This is a genomic window from Sorangium sp. So ce381, assembly GCF_051473845.1.
GTDB lineage: Bacteria > Myxococcota_A > Polyangia > Polyangiales > Polyangiaceae > Sorangium > Sorangium atrum.
In genome coordinates, this window is sequence record NZ_CP150336.1 from 1,313,628 (window position 1) to 1,334,245 (window position 20,618).

Annotated in this window: 10 protein-coding genes and 1 riboswitch; of the genes, 9 read left to right on the plus strand and 1 reads right to left on the minus strand. The window is 71.5% G+C overall.

The annotated features are described in order from the left end of the window. Positions 1 to 28: 28 nt before the first annotated feature. The gene (typA, locus tag WMF29_RS04865; RefSeq protein WP_437327709.1) at positions 29 to 1,915 is read right to left on the minus strand and encodes a translational GTPase TypA; all 1,887 of its coding nucleotides are present in this window, start codon (positions 1,913 to 1,915) and stop codon (positions 29 to 31) included. Between the two features lie 160 nt (positions 1,916 to 2,075). Next, positions 2,076 to 2,283, plus strand: a riboswitch (cobalamin riboswitch). Positions 2,284 to 2,520: 237 nt separating this feature from the next. Here typA and WMF29_RS04870 point away from each other — a divergent pair. From WMF29_RS04870 to WMF29_RS04910, 9 genes are all read left to right on the plus strand, one after another. Then, positions 2,521 to 4,764 carry a TonB-dependent receptor gene (locus WMF29_RS04870; protein WP_437327710.1) on the plus strand — a complete coding sequence of 748 codons (2,244 nt, stop codon included), beginning with the start codon at positions 2,521 to 2,523 and terminating at the stop codon, positions 4,762 to 4,764. 463 nt (positions 4,765 to 5,227) lie between these two features. Next, positions 5,228 to 7,132: a hybrid sensor histidine kinase/response regulator gene (locus WMF29_RS04875; protein WP_437327711.1), complete on the plus strand. Its 1,905-nt coding sequence runs from the start codon at positions 5,228 to 5,230 to the stop codon at positions 7,130 to 7,132. Positions 7,133 to 7,299: 167 nt separating this feature from the next. Next, positions 7,300 to 8,007 (plus strand): DNA-directed RNA polymerase, encoded by a 708-nt coding sequence (locus WMF29_RS04880; protein ID WP_437327712.1) that lies wholly within the window; start codon positions 7,300 to 7,302, stop codon positions 8,005 to 8,007. Between the two features lie 79 nt (positions 8,008 to 8,086). After that, the gene (locus WMF29_RS04885; protein WP_437327713.1) at positions 8,087 to 10,579 is read left to right on the plus strand and encodes a sensor histidine kinase; all 2,493 of its coding nucleotides are present in this window, start codon (positions 8,087 to 8,089) and stop codon (positions 10,577 to 10,579) included. A gap of 204 nt (positions 10,580 to 10,783) precedes the next feature. Continuing rightward, complete coding sequence (locus WMF29_RS04890; protein WP_272100271.1) at positions 10,784 to 12,535, plus strand: serine/threonine-protein kinase; 1,752 nt, start codon at positions 10,784 to 10,786, stop codon at positions 12,533 to 12,535. 494 nt (positions 12,536 to 13,029) lie between these two features. Next, on the plus strand, positions 13,030 to 15,480 hold the full coding sequence (locus tag WMF29_RS04895; protein WP_437327714.1) for a sodium-translocating pyrophosphatase: 2,451 nt from the start codon (positions 13,030 to 13,032) through the stop codon (positions 15,478 to 15,480). A gap of 152 nt (positions 15,481 to 15,632) precedes the next feature. Then, positions 15,633 to 15,836, plus strand: a complete 204-nt coding sequence (locus WMF29_RS04900; protein ID WP_272100273.1) for a hypothetical protein — start codon at positions 15,633 to 15,635, stop codon at positions 15,834 to 15,836. Between the two features lie 257 nt (positions 15,837 to 16,093). After that, entirely contained in the window at positions 16,094 to 18,553 is a 2,460-nt protein-coding gene (locus WMF29_RS04905) for an alkaline phosphatase PhoX (protein WP_437327715.1), read from the plus strand. 8 nt (positions 18,554 to 18,561) lie between these two features. After that, positions 18,562 to 20,214: a hypothetical protein gene (locus tag WMF29_RS04910; protein ID WP_437327716.1), complete on the plus strand. Its 1,653-nt coding sequence runs from the start codon at positions 18,562 to 18,564 to the stop codon at positions 20,212 to 20,214. Positions 20,215 to 20,618 lie beyond the last annotated feature (404 nt).

The window sequence follows — 20,618 nt, forward strand, 5'->3', positions numbered from 1 at the left end:
TCCCGCACGTCCCGCGCGCCCGCGCCGCTCACTCCACCGCCTGCGATTGCTCGATCGCGTCCTCGCGGCGCTCGCGGCGGTTGCACGCGAGCACCTTCTTGCGGACGCGCACCGCGTCGGGCGTGACCTCGACGAGCTCGTCGCCGTCGATCCACTCCATCGCCGTCTCGATCGTGAGCAGCCGCGGGCTGGCCAGGAGGACGTTCTCGTCCTTGCCGTGGTTGCGCACGTTCGACAGCTTCTTCTCCTTGATGACGTTGACGTCGGTGTCGTTCGGCCGGTTGTGCTCGCCGATGATCATCCCCTCGTAGACCTCGACGCCGGGGACGATGAAGAACATGCCGCGCGGCTGCAGGTGGTGCAGCGCGTACGGGGTCGCCACGCCGACGCGATCGGCGACGATGGCGCCGGTCGGGCGGCGCATCATCGGGCCGCCCCAGGGCGCCCAGCCGTCGAACATCGTGTTGAGCAGGCCCGTCCCGCGCGTCGCCGTCAGGAACTCGCCGCGGAAGCCGATGAGCCCGCGCGACGGCACCCGGAACTCGAGGCGGGCGCGGCCGAAGCCGGGGTTCGTCATCTTCACCATCCGGCCGCGCCGGGAGCTGAGGCGCTCGGTCACGATGCCGACGTAGGTGTCCGGCACGTCCACGACCACGAGCTCGAGCGGCTCCATCACCTCGCCGTCGATCTCGCGCGTCACCACCTCGGGGTTCGAGAGCTGCATCTCGTACCCCTCGCGCCGCATCGTCTCCACGAGGATCGCGAGCTGGAGCTCGCCGCGGCCGAGCACCACGAACGTGTCGGGCACCTCCGTCGGCTCCACCCGGATCGCGAGGTTCTTCATCGCCTCGCGCTCGAGCCGCTCCTTCAGGTGACGGCTCGTCAGGTACTTCGACTGCTTGCACTTGCCGGCGAAGGTCGACGTGTTGACGCCGATCTTCATCTTGATCGTCGGCTCCTCGACGACGATCCGCGGCAGCGCCTCGGGGTGCGCCGGATCCGTGATCGTGTCGCCGATCGTGACCGCGTCGATCCCGGCGATCGCGATCACCTCGCCCGCGACGGCGCTCTCGACCGCGACGCGCTTCAGCCCCTCGTAGGCGTAGAGCATCTTCACGTAGCCGCGCGACTGGCCGCCCTCGGCGAGGAGCGCGACGTCGGCGCCGGACCGGGCGGTGCCGCGGACCACCCGGCCGACCGCGAGCCGGCCCACGTACTCGTCGTGGGTCGTGTTGCAGACGATGACCTGGAGCGGACCGTCGGGGTCGCCGGAGGGGCCGGGGACCCGCTCGAGGATGGTCTCGAAGAGCGGCTCGAGGTCCTTCGCCTCGTGCTCGAGCTCGCGCTTCGCCTGGCCGAGCTTCGCCACGGCGTAGAGCGTCGAGAAGTCCATCTGCGCGTCGCTCGCCTCGAGGTCGCAGAAGAGGTCGAACACCTCGGAGAGCACCTCGTGGGCGCGCGCGTCGCTCCGGTCGATCTTGTTGATGACCACGATGACCGGGAAGCCGCGCTGGAGGCACTTCGAGAGCACGAAGCGCGTCTGCGGCAGCGGGCCCTCGGCGGCGTCGACGAGGAGGAGCGCCCCGTCGGCCATCATGAGCGTGCGCTCGACCTCGCCGCCGAAGTCGGAGTGGCCGGGCGTGTCGACGATGTTGATCTTGACCCCGCGGTACCGGATGCTCGTGTTCTTCGCGAGGATGGTGATGCCGCGCTCCCGCTCGAGGTCGTTCGAGTCCATGACCCGCTCGGCCACGACCTCGTTCTCTCGGAAGGCGCCCGACTGGCGGAGCATGTGATCGACGAGGGTCGTCTTCCCGTGGTCGACGTGGGCGACGATGGCGATATTGCGGAGATCGTTACGGGGCATATACGGCGGCGGCCGTGTAGCACGCGACCCACGGAGGAGCGAGCCCATCCTCGCTAGAGCCCGAACGTTCGGCCTGCACGGCAGCGGCGCGGCAGCCGCGCAGGGAGGCGCTCGGATGGAGAGCGCGAGGCGCGCGCGTGGCGCGGGCGAGCCCGCGCCGGGCGGGCGAGCGGAGCGCTAGCGATTGACAGCCGAAGGCGCGCGGCCATAGGGTGCGCGCCGTGCTGGTGCCCGGGCGTTCGCCTGGGCCGAAGAGGGAACCCGGTGAAATTCCGGGGCTGCCCCGCAGCGGTAAGCGAGAACGACCTCCACCCCAAGCACTGGCCCGACGAGGGCTGGGAAGCGGTGGACAGTAGGGAGCCGGCCAGGCCGGAGCGCTCGCGAGCCCGAAGACCTGCCAGCGCCCGGCGGCGGGAGACATCCGGCGCCGGTTCGACCTGGGAGCCTCGAGGGAGGCGGTGAGGTCCGAGCCGGTGCAGCTCTGCCTCTGCCACGTCCCGGATACCGAACCGCCCCCGCGTCGCCTTCCGGTCGCCCGCGGGGGCGAGAGGTCGGTCCAGCGCACCGTGCGATGGCCAGCCATTTCGTCCTCGCGGAGCTCGACGCGAGCGGCCCGAAGCCGCTCCGCGCGATTGCGGCGAAGGAGGACACGAATGCTGCGCGAGACGGTCACGACGAGCCACGGGCACCGCCATCCATTTCATCTGCTCGCCGCGTTATCCATGGTGCTGGCCGCCGCGCGGCCCGCGCGCGCCGAGGGCGACGCCCCCGCGGCGCCCGCCGCCCCGCCGGAGGCCGCCGCTGCACAGCCCACCGGTGAGGGCACGCCCGCGGGCGGCGCCGCGACCCCTGCGGGCAGCGCAGGCGCGCCCGAGGGCGACGCCGCGATCGAGGTCACGATCCAGGCGGAGAAGCCGGGCAGCGAGGCCGCGTCGCGCGTCTCCGTCGGACACCGGGAGCTCGAGCTCAGGCCGAGGCTGCGGCCGGGCGACATCCTCGAGTCGGTCCCCGGGCTCTTCGCCGTGCAGCACGCGGGCGGCGGCAAGGCGAACCAGTACTTCCTCCGCGGGTTCGACGCGGACCACGGGACCGACGTCGCCTTCTTCGTCGACGGCGTGCCCGTCAACATGGTCAGCCACGGCCACGGGCACGGCTTCACCGATCTCTACTTCATGATCCCGGAGCTCGTGACAGGGCTCGACGGCTACAAGGGGCCTTATTACGCCGGCATCGGCGACTTCGGTACGGCGGGCGCCGTCAACCTGCGCTTCGCCGAGAAGCTCGAGGAGAGCTACGCGCAGGTCAGCCTGGGGCAGTACGGTATCCAGCGCGGCCTCGTCATCGCCTCGCCGGATCTCGGCGACGCGTGGCGCGCTGTGGCCGCGGCGGAGATCTACCGGAACGACGGGCCGTTCGTGAGCCCGGAGCGGCTCAAGCGCTTCAACGTGTACCTGCGGGCCACGCACGATCTCGGCGACACGGGGAAGGTCCAGATGACATGGATGTCGTATGGATCGACCTGGCACGGCTCCGGCCAGATCCCCGCGCGCGCCGTGTGCGGCGAGGGCGAGCAGGGCGGGCTGAACCCGCCGCCGTCGGCGTTCGGACAGCCGTGCATCGACCATTTCGGCGCCGTGGATCCGACCGAGGGCGGGGCGACCGAGCGGCACATGGCGTCCCTCGCCTACTCGACGGCGTGGCGGGACGCCGATCTGAGCGCGCTGGCCTACCTCGTCCGCTACCGCTTCACGCTGTACTCGAACTTCACGTTCTTCAGCGAGGACGCCGTCCACGGCGACCAGATCGAGCAGAACGACGACCGCACCGTCGGGGGCGCCGATCTCCGGTTCCGCAGGCAATACGAGATCGGCGGGGCGAGATTCACGACCTCGCTCGGCGCGCAGATCCGCGCGGACGCGATCGACAAGTCCCTCCACCACGACGAGGCGCGCGAGCGGCTCGAGGAGAAGAGCAGGACCCACGTCGACGAGAGCCAGATCGGCGTCTACGTCGAGCAGGACGCCCGGCTCCGGCGCTGGCTCCGCGTCGTGCTCGGGGCGCGCGGGCAGTGGATCGACGTCAACGTGGACGACCCGGGCGAGGACCTCGAGAGGACGGGGAACAGGTCGAGCGGCACCCGGGGGCAGATGCAGCTGCTCCCGAAGCTCACGGCGATCGTGTCGCCCGTCGAGGGGCTCGATCTCTTCGCCCACTTCGGGCGGGGCTTCCACTCGAACGACGCGCAGGGCGCGGTGCTGGGCGAGGGGGCGGCGACGTTGATCACGCCCGCGACGGGCTATGAGGTCGGCGTGCGGGTCGCGCCCTTGCGCGGGCTGTCGCTGAGCGGGGCCGGGTTCCTCCTCGACGTGGACTCGGAGCTGGTGTGGAGCGGCGACGCGGGCGCGACCGAGGCGTCGGGGCAGACGCGGCGCTACGGGATCGAGATCGGCGGGCGCTACCGGCTCGGGAGCTGGCTCTTCGCGGACGTGGACGCGACCTTCACCCGCGCGCGCTTCCGCGAGAACGCCGGCAACGCGAGCGCGGTCGCCCTCGCGCCGACCCGGACGCTGACCGCGGGTGTCGGCGTCCGCCCGACGTTCGGCGCCTTCACGCCGTTCGCGGCGCTGCGGGTCAAGGCGATCGGCGCGCGGCCCGCGACCGAGGACGAGTCGCTCACCGCCGAGGGGTTCACGGTCGTCGACGCCAACGCCGGGCTGCGGTGGAAGCACGTCGAGGTGGCCGTGGACATCCAGAACCTCTTCGACACGACGTGGCGCGAGGTCCAGTTCGCGAGCGAGTCGCGGCTGCCGTACGAGCCGGCCCCGGTCACCGGGATCCACTACTCGCCGGGGTGGCCGTTCACGGCGATCGGGCGGGCGACGCTGTACTGGGAGTAGACGCAGCGCCGCCTGAAGCGATGTCGACTCCGATGGTCCGCGCCGTCCCCGCCGCGCGTTCCACTCCACTCATGCCGGGTGGTCCTCAGGAATGCGCGACAACCCTGCTCTCGACCCATCCACGGCGCCGTCATGGCCCCTCCACGCTGCGGCTGGCCGGGGAGCTGGGGCGCCGTAGCGCTCGCCAGTCGCGGTGTCCTCGAGGTCGGGTGGCTCGCGCTGGACACGCTCGATGGCTCCACGATCGATGAGTCCGCCTTGACACGCTCGAGCCGCTCCAGCGGGTCGCGGTGGCCCTGCGCGGCCGCCGGCGGACGCTCTCGACGCCGGTTCATGTGGCCATTGCTGTGCTCGTCGCTCGCCGCTGCCAGCCGCCGTGATGACGGCTCGCGGACGCGGAGAGCAGGACAGGAAGGGAGAGCATGGCGTGGCGAACGTGTAACCATGCTGTAGGCTGTGCCGCATGGATCCGACAGGGCTCGGCGCCGATCTGCAGTTCCGCATGCTGGTCGAAGGCGTGAAGGACTACGCCATCTTCATGCTGGACACCGAGGGTCGCGTGATCACGTGGAACGCCGGCGCCGAGCAGATCAAAGGATACTCCGCGCAAGAGGTGATCGGCACGCACTTCTCGCGCTTCTATCCGGCCGAGGCGATCGAGCGGAAGTGGCCACAGACAGAGCTCGCCGAGGCGCGGCGCGTAGGCCGCTTCGAGGACGAAGGCTGGCGCGTGCGCAAGGACGGCTCGATGTTCTGGGCGAACGTCATCATCACCGCCCTCCACGGCCCCGACGGCGAGCTGCGCGGCTTCGCCAAGATCACGCGCGATCTGACCGAGCGCAAGCGCCAGGAAGAGTCGCTGCGGCAGAGCGAGGAGCGCTTCCGCACGCTGGTCGAAGGCGTGAAGGATTACGCCATCTTCATGCTCGACCCCGAGGGCCGGGTGGCCACGTGGAACGCCGGCGCGGAGCGGATCAAGGGATGCTCCGCGCAAGAGGTGATCGGCACGCACTTCTCGCGCTTCTATCCGGCAGAGGCGATCGAGCGCGGCCGGCCAGAGGCGGTGCTCGCCGAAGCGCGGCGCGAAGGCAGCTTCGAGGACGAAGGCTGGCGCGTGCGCAAGGACGGCTCGTCGTTCTGGGCGAGCGTCCTCGTCACGGCCATCCGCGGCCCGAGCGGCGAGCTGCGCGGCTTCACCAAGATCACGCGCGACCTGAGCGAGCGCAAGCGCCTGGAGCAGATGGAGTCCAACGCGCGCCAGATGGAGGAATTCGTGGCGATGCTGGCGCACGAGCTGCGCAATCCGCTGGCGCCGATCGCCAACGCGACAAGCGTCCTCAAGCTCGAAGGCAAGGACAACGCCCAGGTCGTCTGGGCGGCCGGCCTGATGGAACGGCAGCTCGGTCAGCTCGTGCGGCTCGTCGACGACCTGCTCGACGTGAGCCGCATCACGCGCGGCAAGATCGCCCTGGAATCCAAGCGCATCGATCTCGCCGACGTGGTGACGCGCGCGGCGGAAGCGTCCCGGACCTGGATCGACGCGCGAGAGCAGGTCCTCGAGGTGCAGCTGCCCGCCGAGCCGCTCGCCATCGTCCAGGGCGACCTGGCGCGGCTCACGCAGGTGGTGATCAACCTGCTGCACAACGCGGCGAAGTTCACGCCGCCGCGCGGCTCGATCCGGGTCACCGTGGAGGCGGACGGCGCGCAGGCGACGCTCCGTGTCCTCGACAACGGCGCGGGGATATCGCCCGAGCTGCTGCCGCAGGTGTTCGACCTGTTCACGCAGGGGGATCGCGGCCTCGATCGCTCCGAGGGCGGGCTGGGCCTCGGCTTGCCGATCGTGCGCCGGCTTGTCGAGCTGCACGGCGGGACGGTCCAGGCGCTCAGCGAGGGGCCCGGCCGCGGCAGCGAGTTCATCGTGCGATTGCCGCGGCGGACGCGCCCTCTCGCGCCGCCGACGGTGGGCGCACCCGCAACGCAAGCCGGGCGCAAGCTGCGCATCCTCGTCGTCGACGACAACCGAGACTCGGCCGAGAGCATGGCGCTGTTGCTGAAGCGCATGGGCCACGACGTGCATGCGGTGTTCGACGGTCCTTCAGCGCTCGATCTCGCGGCGCAGCTCCAGCCGGACGTCGTGCTCCTCGATATCGGCATGCCGGGCATGACAGGGTATGACGTCGCGCGCGCGCTGCGCCGCATTCCAGGCCTCGCGGGCCTATCGCTGTTGGCGATGACCGGTTACGGCCAGGAAGCGGACCGCCGCATGAGCCGGGAGGCCGGGTTCGACGTGCACCTGGTCAAGCCGATCCGCGCGGACGTGCTGAAACAGCACCTGGCGGACATCTCCGCTCGTTCTGGAGCCGGCTGAGCGCCCCATCCCGTCACGCGCCCCCGAGGCGGCCGCGACTCCGCCGTGGCGTCGCGAGGCGCCATCACGCGAGCGGTTCGTCGCGCGCTGTAAGCTGCGCCTGGCCGCCCCGTTGCGGAGAGGTGCGCCGCGGCCATCTCGCCGAGGCCTCTTCAACGAGGGCTCCCATGCCGTTCTCTGTCCACACGACCCACGCCGCGGCGCGCTGGCGCCTGTCCACGGCGTCCGCCCCGCTCTTCCTGGCGCTCTTTTCGCTCCTCCTCCTCGCGGGCTGCGGCCCCCGCCTCGTCCCGTTCACGCACGAGCTCCGGGTGCAGCACGACCTGAGCGACAGCGACGTGAAGAACCTCCAATTCTACGTCTCGCACCAGATCGCGCTGCGCCGCGAGCTCACGGCCGAGAGCTCGCAGGTGACGAGCAGCCACAAGCTCCTGCTCGTCTCCGGGAAGGTCATCGAGGAGGTCGTCGTCGAGGAGCGCACGCCCGGCGTCGTGGTCGCCGCCCGCGGCGGCGCCCTGTCGGTGAGCTTCGAGCCCGGCGCGTCGCTCACGTTCTCCGCAGGCCCCGAGCCCTTCGCCTCCTCGCCGCCCGCGCCGCCCGCGCCGTCGTTCCCGGGCTTCGCGACCCCGCCCGACCCGTTCCCCGGCAACGCGGAGCCGCTCCTCGCCAGCCCGAGCGCGGCCGGCGACGGCGGCGGCCCCGGCGGCAACTACTGGCTCGCGGCCGGGCCAGGCCGCGAGATCCGTTACCAGGGCAAGGTGTTCTCGGCGATCGAGGACAGCCTGCGGGCGCACCTCCTGATCGACGCCGACGCGCTCGACGAGGTCGTCGAGCGCCGCACCGTCCTCCCGGGCGTCCGCCTCCCCGGCCGCTGACGCGCGGAGGCGCGCCCCGCCGCGAGGCGGGGGCGCCGTTGCGAGGGCGCGCGCCCTGCGCTTCCATGCCGCCCGCCTCGTGACCACGCCGCCGCCGCCCCCGACCGCCGTGCTCCGCGCCCCGCGCGTCCGCGCAGAGCTCGTCGCGACCGGCTGGGAGCTGTTCTCGGCGCTCCTGTTCCTCTCCGCCGTCGTTCCCGCCGCCCTCACGACGCCGTGGCCGGCGATCCTGCTGCTCGCCTCCCTGGCCGCCTCGGCCGCGCTCTCGGGCGCGCTGACCCGCCGCGGCGACCGCGGCTTCGCCGTCGCCGCGGCGATCCGTACCCTCTCGTGGCCGCTCGCGGTCTTGCCGCTCGCGTTCCGAGACGCCCCGACCGCGCCCCCCTCCTGGCCAGGGCCGCTCGGGATCGGCCGCGCGACGCCGCCGTCGTGGCTCGGCCTCCTGGTGACCGCGGTCGCCTTCGGCGTCATGGCGGGCGGCATGCGCCGCGCGATCTACCGCGCCCTGCTCCGCGAAGGCGCCGTCGAGGGCGGCGCCGGAGACGCCGCCTCGGCGCGCGCCCTCGCCGCGGCGCTCCGGCCGAGGCTCGCGGAGTCGGCGGCGACCGCGGGCATCGTCGGCGGGCACGTCATGCTGCTCTTCTGCGTCGCGTTCCTCCGCACCCAGAGCCAGGTCGTGTTCCAGGCGTGGTTCGAGGTCGTCCCCCTCCTCGCCCTCTCCGGCACCCTCGGCTTCACCCTGGCCGTGCGCCCCGCCACGCGCCCGACCGTGGCCGCCCTCGCGGCCGGCCCTTCCGGCGACCGCGCCCTGCTCGGCCGCGGCCTCGCCCGCGCCGAGCGGCTCCCCGACGTGCTCGCCTCCTTGAACTTCGCGCTGTGGCTCGGGTGCACCGCGATCGGCATGGCCTACGTGCGCGTCAGCGCCACCTCCAGCGTCGCCGACGCGCTCATGCAGCTCGGCTTCGGCGCCCTCTTCGCGTTCGGCGTCTCGTTCTACCAGCGCGCCTGGCACAAGGACTCCGTCGCCCGCGCGGTGGACCTCCTGCGCGCCTGGACGGGCGCGCCCGAGCACGGCGGCGCGCCCCCGATGCCCCTCCGGCGGCGCATGCTCCGCGACTTCGGGCTGCCCCTCCTGTTCACGGGGCTCCTCTCGCTCTTCTCCTCGATCGGCCTCTACCGCGCGCTCGCCACCGGCTCGTCCTTCGACGAGGACTTCAACGCCATCGCCGCGCTCTTCGCCTCGCTGTCCCTCCTCGTCCTCGCCGCCCTCGGCGTCGTCGCGCGGGCGGCGCGCGAGCTCTCCCGGCCGATGGCGCGGCTCGCCCGCGCCGCCGACGAGGTCGCGCGCGGCGAGCTCGACGCCGCCGTGCCGCGGCTGTCGGGGCCGAAGGAGGTCGTGGGCCTCGGCGAGAGCGTCGAGCGCATGCGGCAGGCCCTGTCCCGGACGATCGCCGAGCTCGAGGCCGAGCGCGCCGGCCTCGAGGAGAACGTCGCCGCGCGCACCGCCGAGCTCACGCGCGCCCTGTCCGAGCTGAAGCGGGCGCAGGCCGCGCTCATCCAGGGCGAGCGGCTCGCCTCCATCGGCGAGCTCGTGGCCGGCGTGGCGCACGAGATCTACAACCCGCTGAACGCCATCGCCGGCGCCGCCCAGCCGATCGAGGAGCGCGCCGCGGAGCTCCGCGCCGTCCTCGACGCGTACCGCGAGGCGGAGCGCGATCTCCCGGAAGACCGCCGCCGCGCGCTCGAGGCGCTCCGCGAGCGGCTCCAGACCGAGGCGGCGCTCGACGATCTCGTCGGCATCTCGACCCTCGTCCACCGCGCGGTCGAGCGCAGCGTCCGCATCGTCACGAACCTGAAGAGCTTCTCGCGCGTCTCGGGGGAGCCGCTGCCGGTCGACCTGCACGCGGGGCTCGAGGAGACGCTGCTCCTGCTCGGCCCGCGGCTCCGGCAGGCGCGCATCGAGGTGATCAGGCGCTACGGCGAGCTGCCGCCCGTCACCTGCCGGGGCGGCGAGATCAACCAGGTGTTCATGAACCTCCTCGTCAACGCCATCCAGGCGCTCGAGGCGCCGCCGGCGCCCGCCGCGCCGGCAGAGGAGGGGGCCTCCGGCGGCGGCGCGGCGCCGCGGACGCCCGGCGCGCCGGCGATCTGCGTCGAGACCTGGATCGACGAGGACATGGCGGCCGTCGCGATCTCGGACAGCGGGCCGGGCGTCCCGCCGGACCTCGCGCAGCGTATCTTCGATCCGTTCTTCACCACGAAGCCGCGAGGGCAGGGGACCGGCCTCGGGCTGTCGATCTCGACCGACATCGTCCGGAGGCACGGCGGCACCCTCGCCCTCGCGCCGGCGGAGGACGGGCGCGGCGCAGGCCCGCGCCCGTCCTCCGCCGGCGCGAAAGCCTCGTTCCACGGCGCGCGCTTCGTCTGTCGCTTACCCCTCGATCCTCGCCCAGCGAGCGCCCGTCCGCAAGGCGATGCCCCCCCTCCCGCACGGCCGCCCGCGGAGGCGTGCCCGCCCGCACGGCCGCCCGCAGAGGCGCACCCGCCCGTACGACCTGTCGCGCAGGCTTGACGCGCGCGCCATCGGCGCCGGTCTCCCACCCCACCTCCAAACGGAGCGCGAAGAGATTCATCGCAACCCGACCGCGGGCCCGTAGACCAGCTGTTTCAAACCGGATACGTTCAGCGAGCGATCCGACTCACCGCACAGCGCAATAAGGCCCTGAGAGACGCGAACGGCTCTTCTGGGGAAGCGCTGAGGAGAAACGAAGGCACCATGGAGCGCGCGATTCAGCGACCGGCAGGTCCCAAGGCTTCGAGCACCGATCCGTTGATCGGCAAGGTCGTGGCCGGCAGGTACCGGCTCGAGGCACGGCTTGGCGAAGGCGGCATGGGCGTCGTTTATCGCGCTCGCCACGTGCTGATCGACCGGGTCGTCGCCCTGAAGCTCATCCGGCCCGATCTCCGCGGAGAGACCCATCTCCGCGCGTGGATGCTGCGCGAGGCGCGCGCCGCAAACCGCGTTGATCACGCCCACATCATCGATATCCACGACATCGGCGAGACCGAGGAGGGCGAGCTCTATCTCGTCATGGAGTACCTCGTCGGCACGCCGCTCTCGGCGGAGCTCGCGCGCGGCCCGATGCCGATCGCGCGATCGGTGGACATCCTCGAGCAGATGTGCGCCGCGCTCGCGCGCGCCCACGACCTCGGCGTCGTGCACCGCGACCTGAAGAGCGACAACATCCTGCTCACCCACCGCGGCGGCCGGAAGGATTTCGTCAAGATCCTCGACTTCGGCCTCGCCGCCATCGCGCGCGACCCGCGCCTCGCCCCGAAGGGCGCGGTCTTCGGGACGCCCGAGTACATGTCGCCCGAGCAGGCGCGCGGCGAGGAGGCGACGGCGCAGTCCGACCTCTACGCGCTCGGCGTGCTCTTCTTCGAGATGCTGACCGGGCAGCTCCCCTTCCGCGCGAACGACCGCGACACGCTCCTCGAGATGCAGCGGACCCACGCGCCGCCGCGGCCCCGCTCGATCCGCCCCGACGCGCACGCGCAGGGCGAGGCGATCGTGCTGCGCCTGCTCGAGAAGGACATCCGCAAGCGCTACCGCGACGCCCACCACCTCCAGGAGGAGCTGAAGGCGCTCCAGCGCGGGCTCCCGGCCCACGCGTGGGAGGTGGAGGGGAGCGACGGCGTGCCGGTGCCGCCGCCGCCGCCGCCGCCGCAGAGCGCCGGCGTCATCGAGTGGGCGAGCCGGGCGGCCCTGTTCTCGCGCATGGTCTCCCGCGCCTACCCGTCCGGGCAGGTGCCGCAGGAGGTCCAGAACGGCCTTGCGCAGGCGTGGGACCTCGCCGCGCGCGCCAACAAGCTCGAGGGCGAGGTCGCGAGCCTCACCCGCAAGCTCGAGGCGCTCGAGCGCCGCGGCCGCGCGCTGCGCGCCGAGATCGGCCGCAAGGTCGAGGAGCTCGCGCACGAGGAGTCGCGCGTGATGCGCGAGGCGATGGCCGACGGCGAGGACGTCGAGAAGGTCCGCGTCGAGCTCGCCGCCGCCGAGAAGCTCGCGCTGTCGGCGCGCCAGCTGGCGGACGGGGCGGCCCGCCAGGGCAACCACGATCCGCTCGTCTACGAGCGCGCGGGCGCGGCCGGCGCGACCGCGCAGGCGAAGCGCGAGCAGCTCGGGCGTTACGAGCACAAGAAGAACACGCGCGAGGCGAACGCGCGCGACCTGCGCCGCCAGATCGACGAGCTCCGCGCCCAGCTCGCCCGCTACGCCGAGGCCCTGGAGGAGGACCTGGCGCAGGGGCGCGAGCGCGTCGCGGCGCGCACGCGCGAGGGGCTCGCCTACGAGAAGTCGTTCAGCGAGGCGTCGAACCTGCTGCTGAGCCACCTCCGCAACAAGCCGGAGTGTCGGGATCTCGTGGCGGAGCTCCTCACGTCCCACGCCAGCCCTGGCGCGGACTCGGGCTCGGATCAGCGGCTCTCCGGCTCGGATCGGCGGCTGAACAACGCGACCGAGCGCAACTGAACACGGCCGAGCACAGCTGAACACGATCGAGCGCGGCTGAAAGCGTCCGAGCGCAGCTGAATGCGACCGAACGCGACAGCGTGTGACGGCGTTCGGTCGTCAGCGCTCGTTTCTTTTCCCACCATCGTACGTAATCTCCCATCGTCGTACGTAATCTCCCTACGCCATCTCCTGACGACGCGCTGCTGACAGGCCTTCTCGTCGTGGGCGCGCATCGCGCCCTCTCGACGGCGTCTCTGGTGCATGGTAGCTAGCGCGCGCCTCGGGGGTCCGGTCACGGTGGAGGCATGCCTGGCAGCACTGGGCACTCCGTCACCCTCCGGTCGTCGAGGGACGAGGCTGTGCTGAAGCGTCGGCGTTAGAGCAAGAGCCCCTCCGGCACGCGCCGGTCCCCTTCCCCTTTACGCAGGCGGCCAACCCCTCGGAACCACGAAGCAGCGGGCGGCGATGGCGCCGTCTTCTGCCTCTGATTTTGCGATGGAGGCACACCGTCCATGAACGTTCTCCGGTCCCACAAGGCCTGGCTCGCGCCGCTGCTTGCCGGGCTCGCTGCGCTTGCCCTGCTGCTCAGCGGCGGGCTCGCCAGCGCCAGTGAATCCGATCTGATCCTCCCCGACCTAAGCACCCAGTCCTTCGGCGGCGTCGACGGCCGCACGCTCCTCATGGGCGGCATCGGCGTCTGCGCGCTCGGGTTCGTGTTCGGGCTCGTCACCTTCTCGCAGCTGAACAAGCTCCCGGTCCACCGCGCGATGCGGGAGATCTCGGAGCTCATCTACGAGACCTGCAAGACGTACCTGGTCACGCAGTTCAAGTTCATCCTGATGCTCGAGATCCTGATCGGCGCGGTCATGGTTCTCTACTTCGGCGTGCTGCGTCACATGGATGCCGCGAAGGTCGTGGTCATCCTGCTGGCCAGCCTGGTCGGCATCGCCGGCAGCTGCGGCGTCGCCTGGTTCGGCATGCGCATCAACACGTTCGCGAACTCGCGCGCCGCGTTCGCGAGCCTCAAGGGCAAGCCGTTCCCGACGTACGCGATCCCGCTCAAGGCCGGGATGAGCATCGGCGCGGTCCTCATCAGCACCGAGCTCATGCTCATGCTGATGATCCTGCTCTTCATCCCCGCCGACTACGCCGGCCCGTGCTTCATCGGCTTCGCCATCGGCGAGTCGCTCGGCGCCTCCGCGCTCCGCATCGCGGGCGGCATCTTCACGAAGATCGCCGACATCGGCTCCGACCTCATGAAGATCGTCTTCAACATCAAGGAAGACGACGCGCGCAACCCGGGCGTCATCGCCGACTGCACCGGCGACAACGCCGGCGACTCGGTCGGCCCGAGCGCCGACGGCTTCGAGACCTACGGCGTGACCGGCGTCGCCCTCATCTCGTTCATCCTCCTCGCCGTCCCCGACCACGCCGTCCAGGTCCAGCTGCTCGTCTGGATCTTCGTGATGCGCATCGTGATGGTCCTCGCGAGCATCGGCTCGTACCTCCTCAACGAGGCGATCGCGAAGGGGTCCTACGCCGACGCCGACAAGATGAACTTCGAGGCCCCCCTGACGCGCCTCGTCTGGCTGACCTCGATCGTGTCGGTCGCGCTCACCTACGCCGTGTCGGCGTTCATGATCCCGAGCCTCGGCGGCGACACGACGCTCTGGTGGAAGCTCTCGTCGATCATCACCTGCGGCACCCTGGCGGGCGCCATCATCCCGGAGATGATCAAGATCTTCACCTCGACCGAGTCGCGCCACGTCCGCGAGGTCGTGACCGCGTCGCGCGAGGGCGGCGCCTCGCTGAACGTCCTGTCGGGCCTGACGGCCGGCAACTTCAGCGCGTACTGGATGGGCATCGTCCTCGTCGTGCTGATGGGCATCTCGTACTACTTCTCCTCCCTGGGCCTCGGGCAGCTCATGATCGCCGAGAGCGTCTTCGCCTTCGGCCTCGTGGCGTTCGGCTTCCTCGGCATGGGCCCGGTGACCATCGCGGTCGACTCCTACGGCCCGGTGACCGACAACGCGCAGTCGGTCTACGAGCTCTCGCTCATCGAGAACGTCCCGAACGTCGAGGCTGAGCTGAAGAAGGATTTCGGCTTCACCCCGAACTTCGACAAGGCGAAGCATTACCTCGAGGAGAACGACGGCGCGGGCAACACCTTCAAGGCGACGGCCAAGCCGGTGCTCATCGGGACGGCGGTCGTCGGATCGACGACGCTGATCTTCTCCATCATCGTCGTGCTCACGAACAAGCTGACGTCGAACGTGGACAAGCTCTCGCTGCTCCACCCGCCGTTCCTGCTCGGCCTCGTGACGGGCGGCGCGATCATCTACTGGTTCACCGGCGCGTCGACCCAGGCGGTCTCGACCGGCGCTTACCGCGCTGTCGAGTTCATCAAGGCGAACATCCGCCTCGAGGGCGTGGAGAAGGCCTCGATCACCGACAGCAAGAAGGTGGTCGAGATCTGCACGCAGTACGCGCAGCGGGGGATGTTCAACATCTTCCTCGGCGTCTTCTTCTCGACGCTCGCCTTCGCCTGCCTCGAGCCGTTCTTCTTCATCGGCTACCTCATCAGCATCGCGCTCTTCGGGCTCTATCAGGCGATCTTCATGGCGAACGCCGGCGGCGCCTGGGACAACGCGAAGAAGCTCGTCGAGGTGGAGCTGAAGGAGAAGGGCACGCCGCTCCACGCGGCGACGGTCGTCGGCGACACCGTGGGCGACCCCTTCAAGGACACCTCGTCCGTCGCGATGAACCCCATCATCAAGTTCACGACGCTGTTCGGCCTCCTCGCGGTCGAGCTGGCGATCGAGATCGACCGCGGGACGAGCCTCGTGCTCGCGGGCATCTTCTTCGTGCTCTCGATGGTGTTCGTTTACCGCTCCTTCTACGGGATGCGGATCAAGTCGGACGAGAAGGCGACCGCCGCTGCCGGCGCTCGCGCCACGGCCTGAGCCGGGCGTCTCCTCTCGCGCTCGGCGCTCCCTGCGCCCTGGCGCTCCCCTCACACGCGCTGACCTCCCCCGCCGCCCGACGCCGCTCCGCTGTCGATGGCGCGCGGGGGGAGGGCCTTGCGCCCAGCGCGCCCGCACTATAGTGACCCTTCATGCGAGCGCTCTGCCCCACCTGCGGCTTCCATCACGAGGTAGTCCGGGTCCTCGAAGACGGACACGGCGAGCAGCGCAAGGACGTCTATCAGGTAGAGCCGCTCCTCGGCTGTGAGCGCACCTGGATCTCGGACAAGGAGCTGCTCGAAGCGCGCGCGCGCTTCGGTCAAGACGTCGTCGTGCCCGACGAGGACGACGAGTAGCGCAGCGACGACGGGCGCGCGGTGACGACAACCGTGCGGTGATGACGGGCGCGCGGTGATGGCGGGCAGCGCGGCGGCGCCGGTCCTCTGAGGGATCTTCGCCGCGGCCTCTGCGCGTGGCCGCCGGTCGTGTGGTGCTCATGACACGCCTGCTCGAGGGTCGGGCGGTCTCTGACAACAACTCGTCGCGTGAGGGGCATTGGGGCGCCACCGTCGCCAGGCATCGTCTGCGGCCATTACCCGGCGGAGACGAGGAAATGATGACGAGGCGGACCCTGAGGACGGCGTTGCTTCTGGTGCTCGCAGGCGGCCTTGCCGCGATCGGGAGCGGTTGCGGCGAGGATGGCGCGAAGGGCGCGCCCGGCGCGCCCGGTGAACAGGGCGCACCGGGCAAGGACGGCGCGAACGGTGAGCAGGGGAAGCCCGGTGAGCAGGGGGAGCAGGGGGAGCCCGGGGCGCCCGGTGAGCCCGGGGCGCCCGGTGAGCCTGGGGCGCCCGGTGAGCCTGGGGCGCCCGGTGAGCCCGGGGCGCCCGGGGCGCCCGGTGAGCCTGGGGCGCCCGGTGAACCCGGAGCACCCGGCGAGCCCGGAGCACCCGGTGAGCCCGGGGCGCCCGGCGAGGACGCGCCGGTGTGGAGCAGCGCCGGGAACCTCGCGGACTACGTGAGGGAGCGCGTCGCGCTGTTCGCCTCCGGCACCTTGCCCGAGGGCGAGCAGTTCCCGCTCCGCGCGGCCGCGACCGACACCATCCGGGCGCTCGCCGGCGTGCGCTCCGACATCGTTGTGACATGGCTCGATCCGCTGACCTTCAGCACCGCGCCGGACGCGCCCCGCTTCGGCGCCAACAACGATTACACAGCGTTCTTCGGCGAAGGGTGGGCCGCCACCGCGGGGGACGCGCCGCAGTGGAACGGCTCCGCCATGGCCGGGTGGCTCTGGGTCAACCACGAGTACGTCTCCGGGCGAAGCCCGACGGTCAGCTCCGCGCCGACCGGGCAGCACCTCACGCTGGCCCGGCACCTGCGCAAGCTCGGCGTCCTCACGAACGACGTCGAGTCGAACGTCTGGTCGCAGGCGGACGTCGACACCTATATCCGCTGGGAAAAGAAGGAGGTCGGCGGCTCCTGGCTCCGGACCGTGCAGGACCCGGCGACGGGCGCGTGGTCGGTCGACAGGAGCGCGACCGCCGTGCGCTACGACGCGACGAGCAAGACGCTGAGCCGCCTCGCGGGGCACGAGCTCTCGAGCCCGGGCCACGACGACACGACCGGCGCGGCGCTCGCGGGCGGGCTCGTGGCCGGCATCATGGGCGACTGCGCCGGCGGGCAGACGCCGTGGGGCACGGTGATCACCGCCGAGGAGAACGTGCAGGACTACTACGGTGATCTCGAGGCGAGCTGGTCGGGAGATCAGCGGTTCCTCGCCGGCCGGGGCTTCGACCCGGGCGCGCCCGTGAGCCCGGTCTTCGAGGCGAGCACCAGCGCGGAGTTCGGGCGCATCTCCGATCCGAACGGCCGGCAGCCGCGCGACCACTACGGCTACCTCACCGAGATCGACCCAGGGCAGCCCGCGGGCGAGTACGACGGCAAGACGCAGCCGGGCACGGGCCACAAGAAGTTCGGCTTCATGGGCCGCGCCCGCTGGGAGGCCGCGACGTTCGCTGTCGACGACGCGTGGAGGCTCGTGCCGGGCCGGCCGATCGTTGCCTACGGGACCGACGATCGCCGCGGCGGCCGCATCTACAAGTACGTGACCCGCGGCAACTACACGGCCGGGATGACGCGGGCGGCGATCCGCGCGCTGCTCGACGAGGGCAAGCTCTACGCGGCGCACATGGCAGGGCTCGACAACACGACCGGCAACACCCTTGTCGCGACCCACGCGGCCCCGACCGAGGCGGCCCCGGGCACGGGGCAGTGGATCGAGCTCTCCGTCGACAGCGCCGCCATCGCGCCGAACGCGGCCGCGCTCGGCGCGCCGGCCAAGACCGTCGGCGACGCGCTGCGCGACGTGAACTGGAACCGGATCGGCGGCTTCCAGACCGATTACGACGTCTGGCGCGCGCTGTTCACGGCGAGCAACAAGGTCGGGATCATGGAGCTGAACCGGCCCGAGGACATCGAGTGGAACCCGCGCGACCCGAGCGGCAAGCCGCGCCTCTACGTGGCGTTCACCAACCACACGGGGCAGACGTCGCTCGATCAGGGCGGCGCGGTCTACGATCCGGCGACCCACGCGACCCAGTCCCCGAAGCGCGCGGACGCGGTGGGCTCGATCTTCTCCCTGGAGGAGTCCGACCCCGAGAACCCGGGCGCGTCGACCGAGTTCCTGTACTTCGAGGTGTGGCACGGCTCGAAGGGGCAGGGCGACTTCGACGCCTCCTGCCCGGACAACCTGCTCCTCGACCGCGATGGCGGCGTGTGGTTCGGCACCGACGGCAACTTCGGCGTGGCCTCCCACGCGGACGCCTTCTACTACCTCGATCTCGACCCCGCCCACCGCGCGGGCCAGCCGGGCGTGACCCAGCCGAGCTTCGGCAAGGCGTTCCGCGTCGTGGCGCTGCCGAGCGACGCGGAGGCGACCGGCCCGTCCTTCACGCCCGACATGGGCACGATCTTCATGTCGGTGCAGCACCCCGGCGAGAACGCCTACAGCACGTGGCCGAAGGGCGACGCCTCCCTGTCGAGCGTGATCGCTGTCACCTTCCTGCCCGAGTGATCTCCGCCATGCCCGCTCGCCGCGCGCGCCTGCTGTCCGCGCCCCTGGCCTTCGCGGCGGTGTCCGCCGTCCTCGCCGCGGGCGCGCGCTGCGGCGGGGGCGGCTACGACCCGCTCGCCACCGCGGCCGCGCGCGCAGGGCACGCGGGCAACCCCGAGGCGTCGATCCCGCCGATGTGTTACGCCACCACGGCCGGCGGCGCGAACGGCTGCTGGACGTGCCACACGATCGGGATCGGACCGAACACGCTCGCCGATCACGAGCTCCAGCGCGAATACACGTTCTCGGACGCCGCCCGGAAGAACCCCTGGACGAACCTGCTCGAGGACCTCTCGGCCGCCGCCGCCCGGACGAGCGACGCGGAGATCCTCGAGTACATCCGGGAGGACAACTACGCGCCGCTGCGCGAGGCGCTCGCCGCGCGCCTGGATTACCCGGGCTACGTGCCGGATCTCGACCTCGGGGCCGGGCTCGACGAGGAGGGCTTCGCGCGCGACGGGAGCGGCTTCCGCGCGGTCCGCTACAAGCCGTTCCCCGGCAGCTTCTGGCCCACGAACGGCAGCGCCGGCGACGTGTTCCTCCGGCTGCCCGCCGCGTTCCGCGAGGACGCCTCGGGCGCGCCGTCGCGCGAGGTGTACAAGCTGAACCTCGCGCTGCTCGAGGCGGCGATCGCGTCGCCGTCGCCCCTGCCGAGGGAGGGCGCGGCCGGCCCCGCTGACGCGGCCGCCGGGCGGGAGGTGGAGCCGGTGAGCGAGCTCCTCGCCGGCGTCGATCTCGACGGCGACGGCGCGCTCGAGCCCGCGGTGACGCGGATCGTCCGCCTGCCCGCGCGGTACGCCGGCGGGGCGGCCGGTATCCCGGTGCGGGCGTGGCTCTACCCGGGCGGGGCGGAGCTCCTTCACTCGGTGCGGTACCTCGACCCGGATCGCCCGGCGCTGCTCGCCGCGCGGATGAAGGAGCTGCGCTACGCGCGCAAGGTCGACGAGCCGGACGACTGGGCCATCGCGCGCGCGTACGAGCGCGAGGCGGAAGAGAAGGACGAGGGGCAGCCGCCGTTCCACCCGGGCGGGCCCGAGGTCGGCCTGCGCAACGCGTTCGGCTGGCAGATCCAGGCGTTCATCGAGGACGAGCAGGGCCGGCTGCGGCTGCAGACGGCGGAGGAGCACCGGGCGTGCATGGGCTGCCACGGCGCGGTGGGGGTGACGGTGGATCACACCTTCTCGCTGGCGCGCAAGGTGCCCGGCGCCGCCGGGTGGCGGCACCAGGACTTGCGCGGCATGCCCGACGTGCCGCAGGCCGGCCACGCGGAGCCGGAGGTGCTGACCTACCTGCGCCGCGCGCGCGGGGCCGACGACTACCGCGGGAACGCGGAGATGCTCGCCCGCTTCTTCCCGGGCGGCGCGCTCGATGAGGCGGAGGTGCGGCGCGGCGCGCCCGGCGGCGACCGCGATCTCGCGTACCTCGTGGCGCCGTCGCGCGAGCGGGCCCTCCTGCTGGACAAGGCCTACCGCGCCCTGGTGCGAGCGCAGCGCTTCGAGGCGGGGCGAGACGTGGCGCTCGGGCCCGCGACGGGCATCCTGCGCGTCGTGGAGGGCGAGTCGACGGGCCTCGGCGAGGCGCAGCGCGTGTACCTCGACGGCAGGGCCCACCTCGCCTGGTGAGGCCTGGGGCGCGGGCGCGAAGAGGGCGGAGCGACGCGCGGCGGGAACGAGAAAAAACGCAAAGCGACGCGCGGCGGGAACGAGAAAAAACGCAAAGTCGCAAAGGCGCAAAGGCGCAAAAAAGAGAGAAGAATGAGTGAGCGCTGCTGGGCGCACGGCGACGCGCCGAAGCACGGAAACGGGCTGTCCGTGCAAGACGACGCCCGGAGCTGAGAGGTTCTATCTCTCTCCCTTGCGTCTTTGCGTCTTTGCGTCTTTGCGTTTCTTTTCTTCTTCTCTTCTCGAGTTGGCTCGTTCGTTGATTTATAAGCTTTCGTAACTGCTCATCTTTTGGATCTTTGTCCCACCTCCGGCCAGCGCTCCCACCCCGGCGCGCTATGGTGGCGCCCCTTTATCGAGCCGGT